This window comes from Synechococcus sp. R55.4, from assembly GCF_047461935.1.
In the GTDB taxonomy this organism is placed as follows: domain Bacteria; phylum Cyanobacteriota; class Cyanobacteriia; order Thermostichales; family Thermostichaceae; genus Thermostichus.
The window spans coordinates 25,059-43,622 of the sequence record NZ_JANSIF010000011.1 but is presented as its reverse complement, the minus strand read 5'-3'; the positions used below and the strand labels follow the sequence as shown (position 1 = coordinate 43,622).

Here is an 18,564-nt window from a genome sequence, read left to right as displayed (position 1 = left end):
AGTTTGAGGGGGGTCAGCGGCGAGCCAGTTCCCGTTCCTGCTGTTGCAGCCAGTCTTCCGCCTCGTGGCTGAAGGGGGAGATGGCCCGCAAATGCTCAATGATCCCCGGCAAAACCTCCAGCACCCGCTCCACCTCTGCCGGCTGGGTAAAGCGAGAGAGGCTGAAGCGGATTGAGCCGTGCAAAACGGTGTAGGGCAGGCCCATGGCCCGCAGCACATGGGAGGGCTCCAGGGATCCGGAAGTGCAGGCGGAGCCGGAGGAGGCGCAGATGCCGTATTTGTTCAGCCAGAAGAGGATCGCTTCCCCTTCCACGAACTTGAAGCCCAAGTTGGTGGTGTTGGGCAGCCGCTGAGTGGGGTGGCCGTTAACCTGGACATCCGGGATCCGCTGTAGCAAGCCCTGCTCCAAGCGATCCCGCAGCAGCCGCTCATGGGGATCCCCGAGGTGGGCTTGGGCCAGCTCAGCCGCTTTGCCCAGGGCGATGATGCCCGGCACATTTTCCGTTCCGGCGCGGCGGCCTCGCTCCTGATGCCCTCCCAGCAGCAACGGACGGAAGCGCAAGCCCCGCCGCACATAGAGAGCGCCGATCCCCTTGGGGGCATGCAGCTTGTGCCCGGAAAGGGTGAGGAGATCCACCGGCAGGCGCTGCAGATCGAGGGGGATTTTGCCCACCGCCTGCACTGCGTCCACATGGACAACAGCCCCGTAGCTGCGGGCCAGGGATCCCACCGCCTCGATGGGGAAAAGCACGCCCGTCTCGTTGTTGGCGGCCATGCAGCTCACCAGGGCAGTATCGCCGGTCAGGGCTGCTTCCAACTCCAGCAAGTCCAGGCAGCCTTGCTCATCCACCGAGAGGTAGGTGACGCGGTAGCCTTGTTTTTCCAGGTGCTTGCAGACGTTGAGCACCGAGGCGTGCTCTACCTGCGTGGTGATGATGTGGCGCTTCTGGGGTTGGGCTGCCAAGGCTGCATAAATGGCCGTGGTGTTGCCTTCGGTGCCGCCACTGGTGAAGACAATCTCCGTCGGATCCGCTCCCAGAAGGGCTGCCACCTGTTCGCGGGCTTGGTTGAGGGCACGCCCCACCTGGCCGCCAAAACTGTGCATCGAGGAGGGGTTGCCGTAGAAGGTCTGCAAATAGGGCAGCATCGCCTCCAGAACCAGGGGATCCACGGCGGTGGTGGCGTTGTTGTCCAGGTAGATCACGGGGTTCATACAGGCTCCGAATCGATACAAGGTAGGGGTTGGGCAACGTTAAACGGCTTGCGGAGCGTGGGAATGGCACTGCTTTGGGCAAATGCGGGCGCAAGCCTGACAGCCGATGCAGAGGGCGGCATTGAGGATGGTCATCACTTTGCGCTCACTTTCTTCTTCCTCTTCGTTTTCGACAAACTCGCCGTCTTCGTTGAGGGCTCTGAGGGCGAACACACCCCGGCCACAGACCTTGAGGCAACGGCTACAGCCGAGGCAGCGGCTGATATCCAAGCTTTCGATAAACTGTGGGATCCAGGGCAGTCCGCCTTTGGTGAGAGCAGTTGCAGTAGCCATAGCCGCGTCTCCAAAAGATGAGGTCTCAAGATCGGGAAGATTTGCTGTCCAGGGCCTGGTTGACCAACCAGGTGCGGTAAAACTTGAGGGCCACCGTTTCAATGAGGTCGTAGTCTTCCACCACTTCGATGCCGGCCTCGCGAATACGCTTCATGGGGCAATCGCCAATCTTGGAGACCAATACAGCTCGGCAATCCCGGATGAGATCCAGAATTTGCTCTAGGTTGTTGTCCTCGCCGGATCCCCCGTGGCAGTACTGCGGGATCTTGCGGTGGCCGACAAACTGCGCCCCACGGGCGTTGACCTCGTAGATCAAAAACTCCCGCGCATGGCCGAAGTGGCGATTGACCAAGCCACCGCCTTTGCTGGCCACGGCCACCAGGATGGAGGGGCTGTCGGGAGGCAGGTCGGCTGTCCAGTGGGTTGGGGTTGACTGCTGCTGAGCTTGCAGTTGGGCAATGCTTGCCTGGACCTGGCGGCGTTTTTCGGGGTCGTACTCGGGGGTCATCTGCATAAAGCGCTCCTTGGTGAACTCTTGGCTGCGGTCTTCCCCCAGAAGGCCCACCGCGTCCGCCCGACACTGGCGACAGTGGCGCATCATCCGCATGTTGCCGGAGCACCGATCTTGCAGGGCTTTCAACTCCTGAGGGGTGGGGCCCCGCTGGCCGATAAGGCCGAAGTAGGTGCCGTGTTCAGGCGCAGAGATCAGGGGCATGATGTTGTGCAAGAAAGCCCCTTTCTCCTGGATCACCCGGTTCACTTCCAAGAGGTGGGTGTCGTTGATGCCGGGAATGAGAACGGAGTTGACTTTGCAGAGGATGTCTGCCTCCCGCAGCAGATCCAGGCTTTCCATCTGCCGTTCGTGCAGGATGCGGGCTGCCTCCACCCCTCGAATGCGCTTGCGCCGCCAGCGGATCCAGGGGTAGATCTTGGCTCCGATCTCTGGATCCACCATGTTGATGGTCAGGGTGACGTGGTCGATGTTCAGCCGTTTGATCTCGTCGATGTAGTCCGGCAACATCAGGCCGTTGGTGGAAAGGCAGAGCTTGAGATCCGGGGCTTTCTCGGCGATGCGGGCAAAGGTTTCGAAGGTTTGCTTGGGGTTGGCCAAGGGATCCCCAGGCCCAGCAATGCCCACCACCGTCAGTTGCGGGATCTTGCCGGCAATCACCAGCACTTTGTGGGCGGCTTCCGCCGGGGTAAGCAGCTCGCTGACCACACCGGGCCGGCTCTCGTTGGCACAGTCGAACTTGCGGTTGCAGTAGTTGCACTGGATGTTGCAGGCGGGGGCTACCGCCACGTGCATGCGGGCGTAGTGATGGTGAGCTGCTTCGCTGTAGCAGGGATGGGTGGCGATGCGTTGCTGCAGATGAGGGGGGAGGGCCTGGCGGGGGCTGCTGCTGCAAGCGCAGGCCGATGGGGAAGGGGATCCCTGGCGGGGCGGAGTTGAAAGGGGCGGCATAGTGGGGTCAACCAGGGGATAGAACGTTACTGGCGGTTATATCAACCGCCCTCTGCCCGCTCCGTTGCACTCAGCCCGGTAGAACTGATCGAGTTTATTGGCTTTGTACTCAAGACCTGCAAAGCCTGATGGCAGGCCAAATCCAACTTTTTTTAGGGGTCAAGGGTCTGGTTTTTCAAGGCCGGGGATGCCGTATTTTGACCCAAAGGGGCGGGGGATCCGGCTGTGGGGAGGATCCCCGGAATCCCTGATTCGACAAGGGCTTGGGGCAATGCTTAAGAAATACTAAAAATCTGCTCAGGTGCACTCAAGCGCCGCAGCCTCGGCTGCGTTTTGCATCAATTGCTACGATTTAATATCGTATCAGCCCAAAAGTGTATTGAAAATAGCCGTTTGAGTTTGAGGAAAGATCCCCCTGGGGCAAAGTCCTCGCCAAGGAAGTGAAGACTATTGCGGCGGCAGGCCGTCGGACTTTCTTGTTGTGACAGGGGGGATGTACTCGCTCAAATACCCATACCCTTCCCCAAAAATACCGGATCCCTGCGGGCAAAAGACTCAACCCCCTGCCCTCAGAAAAACTTTTTTTGCCCTCTGGGCCAAGCTTCCAGGGTTTGAGTACATCGGCAATAACTCAATCAATCCTGATCGCCCGCTGCCAAGCCTGAGCCACCGCAGCCGCTTGCTATAAGCGGGGGATATAAGCGGGGGAACAGAACCCCAACGGTTCTGCCCCTCTGTTGAGACTCGCCCCCTGCTTCCCAACCGGTGAGCTTATGTCCCCCCTTGTTTCTCCCCCACCGAAAACGGCTGAAGTGCTGCAGGTGCCCCGTTGCGATCGCTGGCGGATTCTCTACCGTCTGCAGGAGCTGGATTTGACCTGTGGCTGTACCCCGACCGGCCAACTGTGGGTGATGATTCGCACCCCCACCGAAGCCCTCCTCGTCCACAGTGTGCTCCGCCTTTTCACCCTCAACCGCTCTGGCTGGCTGAGTTGGTTGGATCGCTGCTGGTCTCTCCAGACCTGGGATCCCCCTGAGAGATCTGCAGGAGGGGATGACCACCCCTGAACCTCTGCCGTTTGCCTTCTTGCTTCTCCTGTTCACCTCGTTTTGGTAGCGCCAATGACCACTCCATCCCCCTCAACTCGCTCCTTCCAACAAGTCCGAGACAACCCCGTTCACCTGGGACGGGAGATCACGGTTCCCATCTGCGAGGGCCTCAACCTGGCTTGGGCCAGTCTTCAGGGGCTGTATTTGCAGTATCTGAAGCACCATCTGGTTGTCGAAGGAGCAGAGTTCTACTCAATTCATCAATTTTTCAACGAAAGTCTACAGGAAGTTCAGAACCACGCCCATGAGGTGGGGGAGCGCCTGAACGGCCTGGGTGGGATCCCGGCCTCCAGCTTTGCCAAGCTGGCGGAGCTGTGCTGCTTCAGCCCAGAAGGGGACGATGCGTTGGCTGTGCGGCCCATGCTGGAAGCGGATTTGCGGGCCGAGCAAAGCCTAATCGATCTGCTGCGTCGCCAGGCGGCTCTGGCGGAAAGTGTTGGGGATCGCGCCACCCGTCAACTCTACGAGCAGATTTTGCTGCGGACGGAAGAACGGGCCTTTCACCTGGCCCACTTTCTGGCTGCCGACAGCTTGGTTTTGGGCTTGTCCCCATCCTAGCTTGCCCATCTACGCCCACCCCTTGTTTTGGGAGACTCTGCCATGCTTACCCCCGATCGGGCGCCGCTGCTGCAGTTTTTGCAAGTTGAGCTTGGGATCCCGGAATCCGCCCTCACCTTCGCCCTGAAACGGCATGGGTGTGAACAGGGCCCTTTGCCCATGATTCTTTGGCATTACGGGCTGATTTCCTTGGAGCAACTGGAGCAGATTTTTGAATGGTGTGCTCCCCCTCCTCTTGTTACCAATTCTACCCATTCGGAGGTTTAAGCCATGACTTATCCCTACCCTTCTCTTCCCTTTCCCAGAGTCGGCAACCCTTTGGGATGGCTCGGCCTGGTTTTGAACTCAATTTTCAGATCCGCCCTGAAGTGGCCGCGCCGCTGGCTCAACAGCATTGAAATTCGGGGATCCCGGCAGGCGCGTTGGATTTGTCGTTTGATCCCGGCTTCCTGTCCCTTTGAGCGGGATATCCGACTGGGATCCCGCACCGTCCACATTCCGGCCCTCTGTCGCATCAACCCCCTCTACGAGGAGATCATCGCCCTGCGGCTACGGGCGGCGGCTTATCTGGCCGAAGCTGCGGCTCAACCCCAGCCCCCCTCTTCTCAGGAGATCCCATCATGCCCATGATCAGCCGGACTAAAGTGGCGGAGCTGCTCAACGAGACCGCCTGCGAGCACAACCACAAGAAAGACGGCAAAGGCAAAAACAAGGTCTGTGCCGAGCAAGCCAAGCCAGGAGGAGCGCAGGGAGGCTGTGCCTTTGACGGGGCTTCGATTGCCCTGGTGCCGATCGCCGATGCCGCCCATCTAGTACATGGGCCAATCGCCTGCAGCGGCAACTCTTGGGGGACGCGGGGCAGCCTCTCTTCTGGCCCCCAGCTTTATCGGGTGGGCTTCACCACCGATCTGAGCGAGAACGAGATCATCTTCGGGGGGGAGGAAAAGCTGTTCCAGGCCATCCTTGACTTGCAGGCCAAATACCAGCCTGCCGCCATTTTTGTCTATCTCACTTGTGTAACTGCCCTCATTGGCGACGATGTGGAGGCCGTGTGTCAGCGGGCCAGCCGACAGCTTGGGATCCCGGTCATTCCGGTGAATGCGCCCGGCTTTGTGGGCAGCAAAAACCTAGGCAACCGTCTGGCCGGAGAAGCCCTGCTGGACTATGTGATCGGCACCGCCTCCCCGGAGTACACCACTCCCCGCGACATTAACCTCATCGGCGAGTACAACATTGCCGGCGAGCTGTGGGATGTCTTGCCTCTGTTTGACGAGCTGGGGATCCGCATCTTGGCCAAGATCACCGGCGATGGCCGCTACCACGAGATCTGTACCGCCCACCGGGCCAAGCTGAACGTTCTCATCTGCGCTAAAGCCTTGCTCAATGTGGGCCGCAAGATGCAGGAGCGCTATGGGATCCCCTACATCGAGGCTTCCTTTTACGGGCTGCAGGAGATGAACCACTGCCTAAGGGCCATTGCCCAAGGGCTGAAGGATCCGCAACTGCAGGAGCGTACCGAGGCCCTCATCGAGCGAGAAACTCGCGCCGCTGAGGCGGCTTTGGCCCCCTACCGGCAGCGGCTGGCGGGCAAACGAGTTGTCCTTTATACCGGCGGCGTGAAAAGTTGGTCGATCATCTCTGCTGCCCGAGATCTGGGGATGCAGGTAACGGCCACCAGCACCCGCAAAAGCACCGAAGAAGACAAAGCCCGCATCCGCGAGCTGCTCGGCCAGGATGGCATTCTCTTGGACAAGGGCAGCCCTCAAGAGCTGCTCAAGGTGGTGGAGCGCACGAAAGCGGACTTGCTCATCGCCGGCGGACGCAACCAGTACACCGCCCTCAAGGCCCGCATCCCCTTTCTGGACATCAACCAGGAGCGGCACCACGCTTATGCCGGCTATCGCGGCCTGGTGAACTTGGCGCGGGAGATCGATGCCGCCCTCCACAGCCCCATCTGGGAGCAGTTGCGACGGCCTGCCCCCTGGGAGACTCCAGCCGAAGAGGAGGTGGGATGATGGCCCAGCTCATCCAAGAACGCAAGCCTCTCAGCGTCAACCCCCTCAAACTCAGCGCTCCGCTGGGAGCGGCCCTGGCCTTTCTGGGGATCAAGGGCTGTCTGCCGCTCTTCCACGGTTCCCAAGGCTGTACGGCCTTTGCCAAAGCGCTGCTGGTACGTCATTTCCGCGAGGCCATTCCCATGTCCACCACTGCCATGTCCGAAGTGGACACCATCTTGGGGGGGGAGGAGAATGTCGAAGCTGCCATCCTCACCTTGGTGGAGAAGGCCCAGCCGGAGCTGATTGGTCTTCTGACCACCGGCCTCACGGAAACCCGCGGGGACGATATGCCGCGCATCCTGCGGGAGCTGCGCCGGCGCCAGCCGCAATTGCAGGATCTGCCCATCGTCTTGGCCTCTACGCCTGACTTTAAAGGATCCCTGCAGGACGGCTATGCCATCGCTGTCCACAGCTTGGTCAGCACCTTGCCAGAGCCGCCGTCGGGATCCGTCCACCCTGCTCAGGTAACGGTGCTGTGCGGGCCTGCCCTCACCCCTGCCGACGCCCAGGAGATCAGGGAAATGGTGGAAGCTTTTGGCCTGGAGCCAATCTTGGTGCCGGATCTCTCAGGCTCCCTAGATGGCCACTTGGGCACTGGCTTTAGGGCAACCCCGGACGGCGGCACCAGCCTCGAGCAACTGCGGCAGCTGGGGCGATCCGGCCTCACCTTGGCCATTGGGGAGAGCATGCGCCCTGTCGCCCAGCTCCTGGCCCAGCGTTTCGGCACCCCCTATCGGGCTTTTCCCCACCTAACCGGCCTCAAGGCTGTGGATCCCTTTTTGGCAACCTTGGCCGACTACAGCCAACAGCCGGTGCCCCTGCGCTACCGCCGCCAGCGCAGCCAAGTCCAGGATGCCCTCCTGGATTGCCACTTTTTCTTCGGCAACCAGCGGATTGCCTTGGCCCTAGAAGCCGATCTGCTCTGGGGGTGGGTGGACTGGCTGCTGGATATGGGCTGTCAGATCCAGGCGGCCATCAGTCCCACACCGGATCCCCACTTGACCACCCTTCCCATTGAGGCAGTGCGGGTGGGAGATCTGGGGGATCTGGAGGAGCTAGCACCCGGGGCTGACCTGCTGGTGGGCAACTCCCACGTGGCGCGCCTGGGCAAGCGGCTGGGGATCCCGGTGCATCGGATGGGGATCCCCATCTTCGACCGGCTGGGGGCCAACCACCTCTGTCAGGTGGGCTATCGCGGCACCCTATCCCAACTGTTTGCTGTCGGCAACCTGCTGATGGAGCAGGAGGAAGCCCGTCACCCCAGCCCACCCCAGGTTTCTGGGCATGGATTCTAAGGGATCCAGAGCTTCGAGCTAGATCCCCCTAGCTCCCCTAAACCCTCAAGTTCACGGTTCTAAGGAGAACGCCTATGCAAGTGGCCTTTACAACCCGCGACGGCAAGCACGTCAACGCCCACTTTGGCTGGGCCAACCAGATCGACCTCTACGAAGTCACCCCCGAAGGCTACCGATTTTGTAAGACCCTCACCTTTGGGGGCAACTTGGAGGCAGACGGCAACGAGGACAAGCTGGTGCCCAAGCTGCAGGCTTTGGCCGATGTCACCCTCATCTACGTGGCTGCCATTGGCAGCAGTGCCGCCGCCCGCCTGATCAACCGCCGCATCACCCCCATCAAAGTGCAGTCGGAAGAAGAATCCATCGAGAGCTTGTTGCAGCGCCTGGTAACCACCCTGCACAATCCTCCCCCCTGGCTGCGCAAAGTGCTCTTGGCCGAGCGCGTCAGCAGACCGGAGTCCTCAACTCCAGTTGTGGAGGCTCAGCCATGACCGTCACCCCTCTCTCTCCCTCGACCAGTCCCATCCTGCAGGAGATCGTCCGCCAGCTGCGGGCGGCGGATCCCTACGGCACCTACCGCGCCTGGAGTGATGAGTTGCTGCTCAAGCCCTTTGTCGTCACCAAAGCCCAAAAACGCCAGATATCCCTCGAAGGGGAGGTGGATCCCGGGGTGCGGAGCCGCATTCTCATCTACTACCGCGCCATTGCCGCCCTGATTGAAAAGGAAACGGGCCTCCTAGCTCAGGTGGTGCTGGATCTCAACAGCGAAGGCTTTGGTTGGGTGCTGGTCTTCTCGGGGCGGCTGTTGTTGGTGGTCAACACCCTGCGAGACGCCCATCGCTTCGGTTTCGAGTCTCTCGAACAGCTCACTGAAAAAGCTACTGCCCTTATCGACAAAGGGATCCAACTGGCCCGAACCTACCCCGAGGTGGGCCGGCTGTAGCCGCCTGCCTCCCCTTTTGTCTGTGCAGCAATTTCTTTAGCCATCAGGAGTGCCTTGCCCATGTTGAATGAGAGTGACGTTGAGAATGTTGTGAACGGCCTGGATTTCGAGCCCTTTGAACACCTGTCTGCCGACCAGCTCCGCACCGAGATCAAACGACTAAACAGCAAAGCAGGCCAACTGAAAATGGATCTGCACGATCTGGCCGAGGGGCTACCCGACGGGTTCGAGCGACTCCCCGACTTGGCAGCCCGCACCTATGCCCTGTTTGCCCGGCTGCACACCCTCAGACAACGCTTGAAAACCCTGGAGACCTGCCGATGAGTTGGAACCACAACCGCCGTTGGAAAGACTTCCAAGCCCTAGTCAATGCCGAGGATTATTTCGCTTTTTTCGAGCTCCCCTACGATCCGCGGGTGGTCAACGTGAATCGCCTGCATATCTTACGCAAATTCGCTCAGTATCTAGGCCCTCTGGAGTGTTTCCAGGGCAGCGAAGAAGAGCGATTGGAGCAAGCTCGGCAAGCGCTGGAAAAAGCGTACCAAACCTTTCTCACCTCTACTCCGCAGCAGGAGAAGCTATTCCGAGTCTTTCAAGACTACGGTTGTCCAGATGCTGTCGGCGGCTGTGCCGGCTGCAGCTCTTTGGGAGAGCGGGGCGAATGCAGCCCTGGGATCCCTGCCTAAGATCTCTTGTTTACCCCTCGTCAGCTCTCTGGAGACTCCATCATGGCTACCTACACAGTTCACTTGGTTAACCTAAAACGACAGCTTGATACCTATATCTCAGTAGATGAAGATTCAACCATCCTAGAAGCGGCTGAGGATCAAGATGTGGACTTGCCCTCTTCCTGCCGCTCCGGTAGTTGTTCCTCTTGCGTGGCCAAAGTGGTAGAAGGAGAAGTCGATCAATCGGAGCAAACCTTTCTGGATGAGGAGCAAATAGCCAAAGGATTTGTGCTGCTCTGCGTGGCTAAACCTCGCTCCAATTGTACGATTCGCACTCACCAGGAAGCTTACTTGGTTTGATAGATCGCTGCTTCCAAGCTGCTCGCAAATGGACTCGGGCAAGGCTCAAATGGCCTCTTCTAAGATTAGGGATCCCTATATGTTGGCACCGCCCACCGTCCCTAAGATCTCAATAACCATATCTCCTCTCCAACTCATGAAGGTTGGAGAAGAAGGTCGCATCTACCAACTGCGCGGATCCGAAGCTGTTTGCACCCAATTGCAGCAAATGGGTCTCACTCCAGGTACCTATCTCCAGGTTATCCAACGTCACCCTGAGTGGATCCTACTCCTACCCAGTGGCCAACTTTCCCTTCCTGCTCATTTAGCTAAACCCATCTGGGTTTACATGGATCCCCGTTGCGCCTTGATGTCTACCCAAGAACCGAATAAGAAAACAATCTTAAATTTGCCAAGAGCCTTCTAAAATGTAGTCTATTTACCCAATTTTTAACCTGTAATGAGGGACACTCAAAGTAAGGGAAGCTCATCTCTTCATAACCTATCTTGATTTGGGAGCAAAGCCATGAACACCTGTTTGTTGCACCTGGGCTCCATCCTTAAAGCTGCTGAAGAGCTTAGCCTTGTGGAAAAGCCTTTCCCCAAGTTGCAACACATCCAACTCTGCACAGGACTAAGCCCAGAGGAAATCGTGCGGGCGCTGGAGCTAGAACCCAATCCCTTGGGTTGGCATCTGGAGCCAAGCCACAACCTGGCCGATGAATCGGCGTATTGGGTGGGCGGACGACCTTGTGTCGGCTTGGTTATTGAGCGTTTTGCCTGACACTTGCTGCAGTTCGGATCCCCAAAAGGCTCTCAAGGGGGAGGAGTAGCCTGCAAAGCCATCTCAAAAGTTCACTGTAAACATTAGAAGTTAAGAGAAAACAAAGCTTTCCAGAAGGTTCACCCTAGACCAAATCTCCCTGGCCTGCCGGGGATCTTTTGAGGTATCTTTCAATCCAGTTCACGAATTGAGGAAACTGACCTTAAACTAAGGTCTCTCGCCGGGCTGCCACGGCTTTGCGAGGAAGGTCTCCATGGCCGGGTTTAGGGTTTTGCAGATGCGATAGCAGGTGTGAACGAGGGAGAGCTACAGGGAAACGTTATGGAGTTTGAGGGCTATGGCTTATCAAATCTCAGGGGATTGTATCGGTTGCAACGCTTGTGTAGATAGCTGTCCTACGAAAGCTATTGTTGTTCAGGATGGGGAATACTGGATTAATCCTCTGTTGTGCAATGACTGCGAAGGTTTCTTCCCAGAACCTCAGTGCGTTAGCCTGTGTCCCGGTTCTGCCCCGCAGCCTTATGAAGCCATGAAGGGGCGCAACCGCACGGTCACGGCCCGCATTCGCAGCAGTCCACCTCTATTTTTGAACGGCCATAGCCAGGCTTTTGCTTCGTCAATTGTGGTCTGGGAAGCTTGCAATTTCCTATCTCAATTTCAATCTCTCAATCTGCAAAAGCAGGGAGATAACCAGGTTTGCTATCAGAAATCTGTTGGCCACAACCAGGGATCTCTGACCCTAACTCTATGTTTGGACGGGATCCCACAAAGTGCTCCGATCGATGTGCGAACTGCCTGTTTGCATCTTATTTTTGCTGCCTATGCCGCCGGGTTGGATAGCCCCTGGAAGGAATCCTTTGTTTTCACCGACTCACAATTGGAGTCCTATTTGGGCTGGGATAAACGTAAAGATCTGAGCAAGATGACCCGTCTCCACCTGTTCATGACCTGGATAGAGCAGCTCTGTCGGATTCAAGTCTCCATCGATTGGCCGGATCAGGGGCGGGTGAAGGGGTTTTCGGTACCGGCTGGCCCTCTGTGGAGGCTGCTCAAGATGCATCGCCACTTTCAAAAAGATGAGCAGGGCTGCAACCATCTGGTGGGCCTGACTTGGGCGATTCAGCCCGGCGAATGGACACGGTACTTTCTCAATCGACAAGGGTGCCGCCAGGGGCAAGCCTTTTATCAGTACAGCAGCCTGCCCCTATCCCTGCTGCAGGCCGTGATGAGCCATTGGCAACACCATGAAGGAGCCATGCGCCTGCTGCTGTGGCTGTTGTTCAAAGTGAGGATGGGGCGGCAACAGCGTCTGACGGTGCCCACCCTGATGCGAGTGGCCTACGGGGAAGAGCGACTGCAGGAAGCTTATCTCAATCTCCAAGAACGCAAACGGCTGGTGCGCACCTTTGAAAGCGATCTGGAGGTTCTCAACCACTACGGCCTCAAGCCGGAGTTCGATCCCCTCACCTATCCTTCTTCCATTCAACCCCTGTGGGCTCGCCTGGAAGCTGTGCCCGAGGATGCGGACGAGGCATTGAACTTTTGGATTGAAGATGCCAACAACGGTGGCTTGCTGACGGCTGCCGGGCCGCGGGGCAAGTGGGGACTTTTGATGCAGGCTCGCATTCAGCGGTTTCATCCGCCCTCCGACTGGCATCGTCGAGTAGTTCAAGAAGCCAGATCCCCAACCCGAGAATCGGGATCTCGGCGGCAGCGTAGGGCAAAGTCTGCGCCTGTTGCAACAGACTCGGATCTCCCTGGCCCTCCCGAAAACCCAAAAGACTTCCCCTCAAGCAAAGCTTTGCGTGGAGCGGATATCTCGGCGGCACGCCAGCAAAAGGGAATCAGCCAGCGGGAATTGGCCCAGAGGCTGGGGCGCAGCCAGAGCTGGGTGCGGGATGTAGAGAATGGGCGGCTTCAGATCAGCCTAAACGATCGCCAGCGCCTTATCAAAGCCCTGTATTTGGATCCCAGGCAACAGCAAGTCTAGGCCAGTCACTCAATTTGCTAATCCACCACTAATCCACGGCGATGACCACATCTGAGGCTTTAATGGCAGCATACGCTTCTTTTCCAACTGCTATACCCAACCGTTCGGCAGAGTGCTTAGAAATAATGGCTGTTATTTCTATGCCTGGTGCAACTTCCAGAACAATTTCGGCATTGACCATGCCCACCTGGAAGCTTTTTACAGTTCCTTTAAACAAGTTGCGAGTGCTGATTTGCATGATTTCTCCTTTGTTGAACAAGCAGAGCAACAGGGGTGTTGACCGAACTGAACAAGAGAGGAGCTTGCCGGATGGTCATTCAACACCGGTTTCAATACTATCAGATGCTTATCGTTGCCTCTGGGGAGGAAGGGCTGCCAATAGTCTAGATTATGTATCTTAAAGATACAAACTGCAACCTCTAATGGTCAAAGTACCGAGCGATTGGTGGATTTTCCTGTTCTGAAAGTCGTCACGGGTCAAAGAAGAATGGCTATGAAACGAAGAACTGCAATGTTATTCCTGGGGATCCTGGCCGCTCTGGCTTTGAGGTGGGGGTCGGCTCCCGGCTTGGCGCAATCTCAGCCCATTTTGGTGGGGGCTGCGGTGAGCTTGCAACCGGCTTTAACGGAAATCGACCGGTTGTTCACCGCCCGCTATCCCGACATCAAGGTTGAGTACAACTTCGCCAATTCCGGCTCTCTCCAGCAACAGGTGGAGCAGGGGGCTCCTTTGGACGTGGTATTTTTCGCAGCCGCCTCTTTTATGGACGCCCTTGCCCAGCAAAACCTGCTGGTGGCAGGATCCCGGCGGGATCTTCTCAGCAACCGCATGGCTTTAATTGTGCCTGCCAATGCCAGAACCAAGGTTCAGGATTTTGCCGACTTGGTGGCGGAAGAGATCCGGGTTCTGTCCATTGGGGATCTGCAGGCCATGCCTGCCGGACGCTATGCCCAGGAAATTCTCACCGAGGCGGGGGTGTTTGAGACGCTGCGGCCCAAGATGGTGTTTGCCAGCACGGTGCGGGAAATTTTGACGGCGGTGGAGCAGGGCAATGCCGACGCCGGGATCCTGTTTACCTCGGATGCTCAGCTTTCAAATCGGGTGCGAGTAGTGGCTACGGCGGATCCCATTACGCCAATTATCTACCCGGTGGCATTGGTGCGCGATACTCCCGCCGGACAGTCTTACTTGGAGTTTTTAACCTCAGAAGAAGCAGCAGAGGTGTTTGTGAAGTACGGCTTTATCCGCCTGTGAGGGATCCCTCTGCAATGGCGCGGATGAGTTACTCCAAATGAGCGACTACGACCTATCCCCGCTTTGGATCTCCCTACGGATTGCCGGCTTGGCCACAGCTATCACCTTTGGGGTGGGGACGCTGGCGGCTTACGGGATGTTGCACTACCGAGGTCGGTGGCGCTCTCTCCTCGAGGCCATCTTATTGGCGCCGCTGGTGTTGCCGCCCACCATGGTGGGGTTCCTATTGTTGCTGCTATTTGGTCGGCGAACCCTTCTGGGACAACTTTTGGCCTCGCTGAACCTATCGGTCATCTTCACCTGGTATGCCGGGGTGATCACGGCAGTGGTGGTGGCCCTGCCCCTGATGTACCGCACGGCTTTGGGAGCTTTCCAGCAGATTGACCCGACGCTGGTGGCGGCAGCCCGCACGCTGGGGGCAAGCAGGGCCAAGATTTTTACGCAGGTGCTGATCCCTTTGGCCTTACCAGGGATCCTGGCGGGGATTACCCTCAGTTTTGCCCGCGCTCTGGGGGAGTTCGGCGCCACCTTGATGCTGGCAGGCAATATCCCGGGCCGCACGCAAACCCTATCCATGGCCATCTTCTTTGCCGTTCAGGCGGGGGACATGCGGGGGGCAGCCATTAGCTCGGCCTTGGTCTTGATGTTGTCCTTGGGGGTGATGACGGCAGTTAACCTTTGGTTTCAGCGACGGCCCTGGCAGCGACCTCCCTCTCGTCCTCTACAGGTTCTCACCAGAAGGGATCCGGATTTCTCAACTCCGGCCCCTCGCCTCTGGGTAGACATCTACAAGAAGCTGCCCCAGTTTGAGCTTCAGGCACAACTGAGCTGCGATGGGCGACCCCTGGGCTTGCTGGGGGCCTCTGGATCCGGCAAAAGCCTGCTTTTGCGCTGCATTGCCGGAATTGAAACCCCGGATGGGGGGCGCATTTTGCTCAACGAGCGGGCCCTGTTCGACGCCGAACAGGGGATCCGGCTGCCTCCGGCTCAGCGGCGGGTGGGGGTGATCTTCCAAAACTACGCTCTGTTTCCCCACCTCACCGTTGCCCAGAACATTGCCTTTGGGATCCCTGCGGGCTTGAGCGAGGCCGAAAAACAGGAGCGGATCCAGGCCCAGCTCCAGTTGGTCAAGCTGAAAGGCTGGGAAAACCGCTACCCCACCGAGCTCTCTGGAGGACAGCAGCAGCGGGTGGCCTTGGCGCGAGCGTTGGCTTCTGAGCCGGAGATCTTGCTGCTAGATGAGCCTTTTTCTGCTTTGGATGCCCACCTGCGCAGCCATCTGGAGCAGGAGATGGGGGAGATCCTAGCCGACTACAAGGGAGTCACGCTTTTGGTAACCCACAACATCGAGGAAGCCTTCCGCCTCTGCGGGGATCTGGCTGTAATGGAGCAGGGACGAATCATTGTCCAGGGGGACAAGCACCAGCTTTTTGAGGCTCCCCCCTGCCTCAGCGTGGCGCAACTGACGGGCTGCAAAAACATCTCTCGGGCCAGGCCCCTGGGCTCTCAGCGAGTGCTGGCCTTGGACTGGGGCTGTGAGCTGCAGGTACAGGGATCCCCAGCCGGAGAATACATCGCCATCCGCGCCCACCACCTCACCTTCCGGCCAGACGGGAGACTGCCCAACACGTTTCCCGCTTGGCTGGTGAAGTGGAGCGAGACCCCCCACCGGCTGACCCTCTTCTTTAAGCTGGGCAGCCCTCCTGCCCACAGCCAGGACTACCACCTGCAAGCCGAGGTGTGGCGGGAGCGCTGGCGAGAGGTGGAAGGTTGGGGATCCCCGTGGTGGCTGCAGTTGGATCCCCGGCATCTGATGGTGTTTTGAGTCTGGGCTTAACACCCGTCAAGTGGGTTCTTCGCCCAGGCAATAGCCCCGCGGGGTAATCAGCCGGTCTCCATGGCGAAAGGTCTGAGAGTTGCCGATAAGAACCAGGGTGAGCATGTCCACCTGCTCTGGATCCAGCTCCCCTAGGGTGGTGAGGTGGAGGGTTTCGCCGGGGCGGTAGAGGTTGCGGGCCAAAGCCACGGGGGTATGGGCGGGTCGGGCCTGCAGAAAGATCTGTAGAGCCTTGAAGAAGGGATCCACCCGCTGCCGGGAGCGGGGGTTGTAAAGGGCCACCACAAAATCGGCAGCTGCAGCCGCCTGCAGGCGTTTTGCAATCACTGGCCAGGGGGTAAGCAGATCCGAGAGGGAAATGGCGCAGAAGTCGTGCATCAGCGGAGCCCCCAGCCGGGCAGCAGCCGCCTGGAAGGCAGAGATCCCCGGCAGCACCTCCAGAGAAGGGCGGATCCCATCCCAGCCAGAGCGGGCCAAGCACTCCAACACTAGCCCCGCCATGCCGTAAATGCCCGCATCCCCCGAAGAAATCACCGCCACCTTCAGCCCCTGCTGCGCCCAAGCAATCGCCCGTTCGGCTCGCTGCAGCTCTTGGGTAATGGGAGAGGCCTCCCGGATTTGGCCGGGGTGCAAAAGGGGATCCACCAGATCCAGATAAAGCTGGTAGCCAACAACCACATCGGCCTGAGTTAAAGCCATACGGGCAGCCAAAGTCAATTGACCCAGATCCCCAGGACCAGTGCCGATGAGCCAGAGGTGGCCGCTGCGAGGGGAATACTCCTGCGCCGCGCGGGCAATGGCCAGGGTACAGGCCCCTTCGGTTTTCGAGGTGAAGACCTGCTTGGGGCAGAGGAGGGTTGCTCCCCCAAAGGGCTCTACCTTCTCCGCAACACAGGATGGCCTCTCAGGAACCTTGTCACCTCTTCCCCAAGTCTGACAAGTCTGAGCTGCCAAGAGGGCAGCCGCCTCCGCTACCGAGGGGGTGCCCACCGCCTGCCGCACCGCCTCCGAAGGGTGGGGCACTGGGATCCCAGCCAAAGCCTCTGCCGGGAAAAACTCAATGGGCCAGCCGTGGGCCTGAGCCAGCTCCAAAAGACCCGGCTCGTCTTGCTTGAGCTCTAGGGTGGCCAGGCCGGCAATGGCCTCGAACGCCAGCCCCTGGGCCTGCAACAGGCGGCGCAGGGATCCCTCTAGCCAAGCGCGGGTGGTGCCCCGCTCGCAGCCCACCCCCACCCAGAGCACCCGCGGATGCCAGTGCACGGTTGGGATCCCCGTGGCAGGGGAGAGGTATTCCCCAATCCAGATCTGGGCAACGGGATGGGGAGGAGAGGAGGCCACTAGGGGATGATCTGCCGGCCAAGCTTGTCGCCAAAGCCGCGTGCCGCAGGTCTGGTGAACGGCCACCGGCTCTCCCCGCGTCAAGGCGGCTGCCACCCCGTTCCAATCTCCAGCGCCCCGCCGCCAGCCGTAGGGATCCCCCAGCAAATCCAAAGGCGGGATCCCCAGCCCCTCGGAAGCAGAGGTGAGAACCGGCTGGGCTCCCAAGGTAGCGGCCACCTGCCGCGCCAGGGCATCGGCCCCCCCCACATGTCCCCCGCACAGGCTAATAGCCCAGCGACCGGCTTCGTCCACCACCACCACCGCTGGATCCCGCTGCTTGTCCTGCAAGAGGGGGGCAATGAGCCGCACCACCGACCCTGCGGCCAAGATGAAGAGACAGCCCTGCACCTGGGGCCAGGTTTGGGCAACGGCTTCTGCTAGAGAGCCTGGCGCTGTGGGATCCTTGGGATCCCCGTAAGCCTGCCAGGGGGAGGGCAGCCCCTGCGGGTCAGCTTTGCTCCAGCAGCTCACCTCCTTGCCCAAGAGCGGGATCAGAGAGTTGGCCAACCGGCGGGCGCGCGGGCTGGGGGCAAACAGAGCAAGCTTCATCGAGCGTGGGCCAAGGCCAGGATTCTCCCCGGATCCTATACTGGACATAGAGCCACCCGCGAAGGGACAAGTGCCGATGGTCATCCCACCTGGACTGATGCTGCCCCTAATCCCCCTGGAGGTTTTGCTCTCCACGAAGGGGCTGATGTTTTTGCTGCTATCGGCCTATGGGGGGGCCATGTGGACATTCTTAAGCGGCGCTCCCCGCGTCCACACCATCATCGTGCCGGACTTGGAGCAGGCCAGAGGGTTTTACGAGAAGGTGTTGAAACTGCCGGAAGCGGAGCTGCCCCTGCAGTACTACTACGGCTACGAGCAAAGCATGGTCGGCTACAGCCTAGGATCCGCTTACTTTCCAGGGGATATTGGCCTCAGTCCCCGCTTCGATGCCAAAGCCCGTCCCACCTCTGGGCCCACCCAATTGGATACCCCCGGACTTTGGTACCAACTCTCCGACAATGTTCAATTGCACGTGATCCCTGGCTCTACAGATCCCTATGCGGGGTCCGGTTCCTACGGCAACGCCTCTAGGCCTAGCTCCTCATCTGCTTCTGCTTACGGGACTGTACCGGCAGCGGGCCGCAGCAGCGGCGTTCGCTATCGCCATGTCAGCTATGAGCGGGAGTCCCTTAAGGCCCTTCTGAAGCGAATCAACAAACAAGGGATCCGCAACAGCATTCGCTCCGAGAAGCCCTTCGTCTTTTGGGTGCGGGATCACCAGGGTCAGATTATCGAATTTGCCGAACTGAAAGCCTGACGGGATCCCCTAAGATTGATAAAGGAAAGCCAAAA

At 59.0% G+C, this 18,564-nt stretch carries 22 protein-coding genes; 17 read left to right on the top strand and 5 right to left on the bottom strand.

Annotation, left to right across the window (positions count from 1 at the left end; translation table 11 throughout):
* Nucleotides 1-13 precede the first annotated feature (13 nt).
* Genes nifS through nifB form a run of 3 tightly spaced genes read right to left on the bottom strand, consistent with a single transcriptional unit; the run spans nucleotide 14 to nucleotide 3,008 of the window.
* On the bottom strand, nucleotides 14-1,213 hold the full coding sequence (nifS, locus tag NW842_RS04355; RefSeq protein WP_414373896.1) for a cysteine desulfurase NifS: 1,200 nt from the start codon (nucleotides 1,211-1,213) through the stop codon (nucleotides 14-16).
* 39 nt (nucleotides 1,214-1,252) lie between these two features.
* Nucleotides 1,253-1,546: a ferredoxin III, nif-specific gene (fdxB, locus tag NW842_RS04350; protein WP_414355671.1), complete on the bottom strand. Its 294-nt coding sequence runs from the start codon at nucleotides 1,544-1,546 to the stop codon at nucleotides 1,253-1,255.
* Nucleotides 1,547-1,571: 25 nt separating this feature from the next.
* Nucleotides 1,572-3,008: a nitrogenase cofactor biosynthesis protein NifB gene (nifB, locus tag NW842_RS04345; RefSeq protein ID WP_414417548.1), complete on the bottom strand. Its 1,437-nt coding sequence runs from the start codon at nucleotides 3,006-3,008 to the stop codon at nucleotides 1,572-1,574.
* Between the two features lie 773 nt (nucleotides 3,009-3,781).
* Between nifB and NW842_RS04340 the strand changes: the two genes are divergently transcribed.
* From NW842_RS04340 to NW842_RS04275, 14 genes are all read left to right on the top strand, one after another.
* Nucleotides 3,782-4,075, top strand: a complete 294-nt coding sequence (locus tag NW842_RS04340) for an Asr1405/Asl0597 family protein (RefSeq protein ID WP_099813101.1) — start codon at nucleotides 3,782-3,784, stop codon at nucleotides 4,073-4,075.
* Nucleotides 4,076-4,129: 54 nt separating this feature from the next.
* Nucleotides 4,130-4,675: a ferritin-like domain-containing protein gene (locus NW842_RS04335; protein ID WP_414417547.1), complete on the top strand. Its 546-nt coding sequence runs from the start codon at nucleotides 4,130-4,132 to the stop codon at nucleotides 4,673-4,675.
* A gap of 42 nt (nucleotides 4,676-4,717) precedes the next feature.
* Complete coding sequence (locus NW842_RS04330; protein WP_011430659.1) at nucleotides 4,718-4,942, top strand: DUF2949 domain-containing protein; 225 nt, start codon at nucleotides 4,718-4,720, stop codon at nucleotides 4,940-4,942.
* A 3-nt stretch (nucleotides 4,943-4,945) separates the two neighbouring features.
* The gene (locus NW842_RS04325; RefSeq protein ID WP_011430660.1) at nucleotides 4,946-5,305 is read left to right on the top strand and encodes a Mo-dependent nitrogenase C-terminal domain-containing protein; all 360 of its coding nucleotides are present in this window, start codon (nucleotides 4,946-4,948) and stop codon (nucleotides 5,303-5,305) included.
* Complete coding sequence (gene nifE / locus NW842_RS04320) at nucleotides 5,296-6,690, top strand: nitrogenase iron-molybdenum cofactor biosynthesis protein NifE (protein WP_414416374.1); 1,395 nt, start codon at nucleotides 5,296-5,298, stop codon at nucleotides 6,688-6,690. Before NW842_RS04325 ends, nifE begins: the two co-directional genes overlap by 10 nt.
* Nucleotides 6,687-8,027 carry a nitrogenase iron-molybdenum cofactor biosynthesis protein NifN gene (gene nifN / locus NW842_RS04315; protein ID WP_414417546.1) on the top strand — a complete coding sequence of 447 codons (1,341 nt, stop codon included), beginning with the start codon at nucleotides 6,687-6,689 and terminating at the stop codon, nucleotides 8,025-8,027. Before nifE ends, nifN begins: the two co-directional genes overlap by 4 nt.
* A 74-nt stretch (nucleotides 8,028-8,101) precedes the next feature.
* The gene (gene nifX / locus NW842_RS04310; RefSeq protein WP_414373904.1) at nucleotides 8,102-8,518 is read left to right on the top strand and encodes a nitrogen fixation protein NifX; all 417 of its coding nucleotides are present in this window, start codon (nucleotides 8,102-8,104) and stop codon (nucleotides 8,516-8,518) included.
* Nucleotides 8,515-8,970 carry a NifX-associated nitrogen fixation protein gene (locus NW842_RS04305; RefSeq protein ID WP_011430664.1) on the top strand — a complete coding sequence of 152 codons (456 nt, stop codon included), beginning with the start codon at nucleotides 8,515-8,517 and terminating at the stop codon, nucleotides 8,968-8,970. The genes nifX and NW842_RS04305 overlap by 4 nt, the downstream gene beginning before the upstream one ends.
* 60 nt (nucleotides 8,971-9,030) lie before the next feature.
* On the top strand, nucleotides 9,031-9,294 hold the full coding sequence (locus NW842_RS04300) for a CCE_0567 family metalloprotein (RefSeq protein WP_011432070.1): 264 nt from the start codon (nucleotides 9,031-9,033) through the stop codon (nucleotides 9,292-9,294).
* The gene (gene nifW / locus NW842_RS04295) at nucleotides 9,291-9,656 is read left to right on the top strand and encodes a nitrogenase-stabilizing/protective protein NifW (protein WP_414355663.1); all 366 of its coding nucleotides are present in this window, start codon (nucleotides 9,291-9,293) and stop codon (nucleotides 9,654-9,656) included. Before NW842_RS04300 ends, nifW begins: the two co-directional genes overlap by 4 nt.
* A gap of 42 nt (nucleotides 9,657-9,698) precedes the next feature.
* The gene (locus tag NW842_RS04290) at nucleotides 9,699-9,998 is read left to right on the top strand and encodes a 2Fe-2S iron-sulfur cluster-binding protein (RefSeq protein ID WP_414373907.1); all 300 of its coding nucleotides are present in this window, start codon (nucleotides 9,699-9,701) and stop codon (nucleotides 9,996-9,998) included.
* A 28-nt stretch (nucleotides 9,999-10,026) separates the two neighbouring features.
* Nucleotides 10,027-10,404: a ferrous iron transport protein A gene (locus NW842_RS04285; protein WP_414417545.1), complete on the top strand. Its 378-nt coding sequence runs from the start codon at nucleotides 10,027-10,029 to the stop codon at nucleotides 10,402-10,404.
* A 99-nt stretch (nucleotides 10,405-10,503) separates the two neighbouring features.
* A complete protein-coding gene (locus tag NW842_RS04280; protein ID WP_011430669.1) occupies nucleotides 10,504-10,761 on the top strand; it encodes a hypothetical protein in 258 nt (85 codons plus the stop codon).
* Between the two features lie 337 nt (nucleotides 10,762-11,098).
* Nucleotides 11,099-12,751 (top strand): helix-turn-helix domain-containing protein, encoded by a 1,653-nt coding sequence (locus NW842_RS04275; RefSeq protein WP_414373909.1) that lies wholly within the window; start codon nucleotides 11,099-11,101, stop codon nucleotides 12,749-12,751.
* Between the two features lie 28 nt (nucleotides 12,752-12,779).
* On the opposite strand, the gene NW842_RS04270 is transcribed toward NW842_RS04275, so the two are convergent.
* Complete coding sequence (locus NW842_RS04270) at nucleotides 12,780-12,989, bottom strand: TOBE domain-containing protein (protein ID WP_414373910.1); 210 nt, start codon at nucleotides 12,987-12,989, stop codon at nucleotides 12,780-12,782.
* 255 nt (nucleotides 12,990-13,244) lie between these two features.
* On the opposite strand from NW842_RS04270, the gene modA reads away from it, so the two are divergent.
* Together modA and modB are read left to right on the top strand one after the other, a co-directional pair.
* Nucleotides 13,245-14,006: a molybdate ABC transporter substrate-binding protein gene (gene modA, locus NW842_RS04265; RefSeq protein ID WP_414373912.1), complete on the top strand. Its 762-nt coding sequence runs from the start codon at nucleotides 13,245-13,247 to the stop codon at nucleotides 14,004-14,006.
* A 37-nt stretch (nucleotides 14,007-14,043) separates the two neighbouring features.
* Nucleotides 14,044-15,831, top strand: a complete 1,788-nt coding sequence (gene modB / locus NW842_RS04260) for a molybdate ABC transporter permease subunit (protein ID WP_414417544.1) — start codon at nucleotides 14,044-14,046, stop codon at nucleotides 15,829-15,831.
* An 18-nt stretch (nucleotides 15,832-15,849) separates the two neighbouring features.
* Here the strand turns inward: modB and cobJ are convergent, their stop codons facing one another.
* The gene (gene cobJ / locus NW842_RS04255; RefSeq protein WP_414417543.1) at nucleotides 15,850-17,772 is read right to left on the bottom strand and encodes a precorrin-3B C(17)-methyltransferase; all 1,923 of its coding nucleotides are present in this window, start codon (nucleotides 17,770-17,772) and stop codon (nucleotides 15,850-15,852) included.
* 76 nt (nucleotides 17,773-17,848) lie between these two features.
* Here cobJ and NW842_RS04250 point away from each other — a divergent pair, with 76 nt between their 5' ends.
* Nucleotides 17,849-18,529 carry a hypothetical protein gene (locus NW842_RS04250; RefSeq protein ID WP_414417542.1) on the top strand — a complete coding sequence of 227 codons (681 nt, stop codon included), beginning with the start codon at nucleotides 17,849-17,851 and terminating at the stop codon, nucleotides 18,527-18,529.
* Nucleotides 18,530-18,564: the final 35 nt, after the last annotated feature.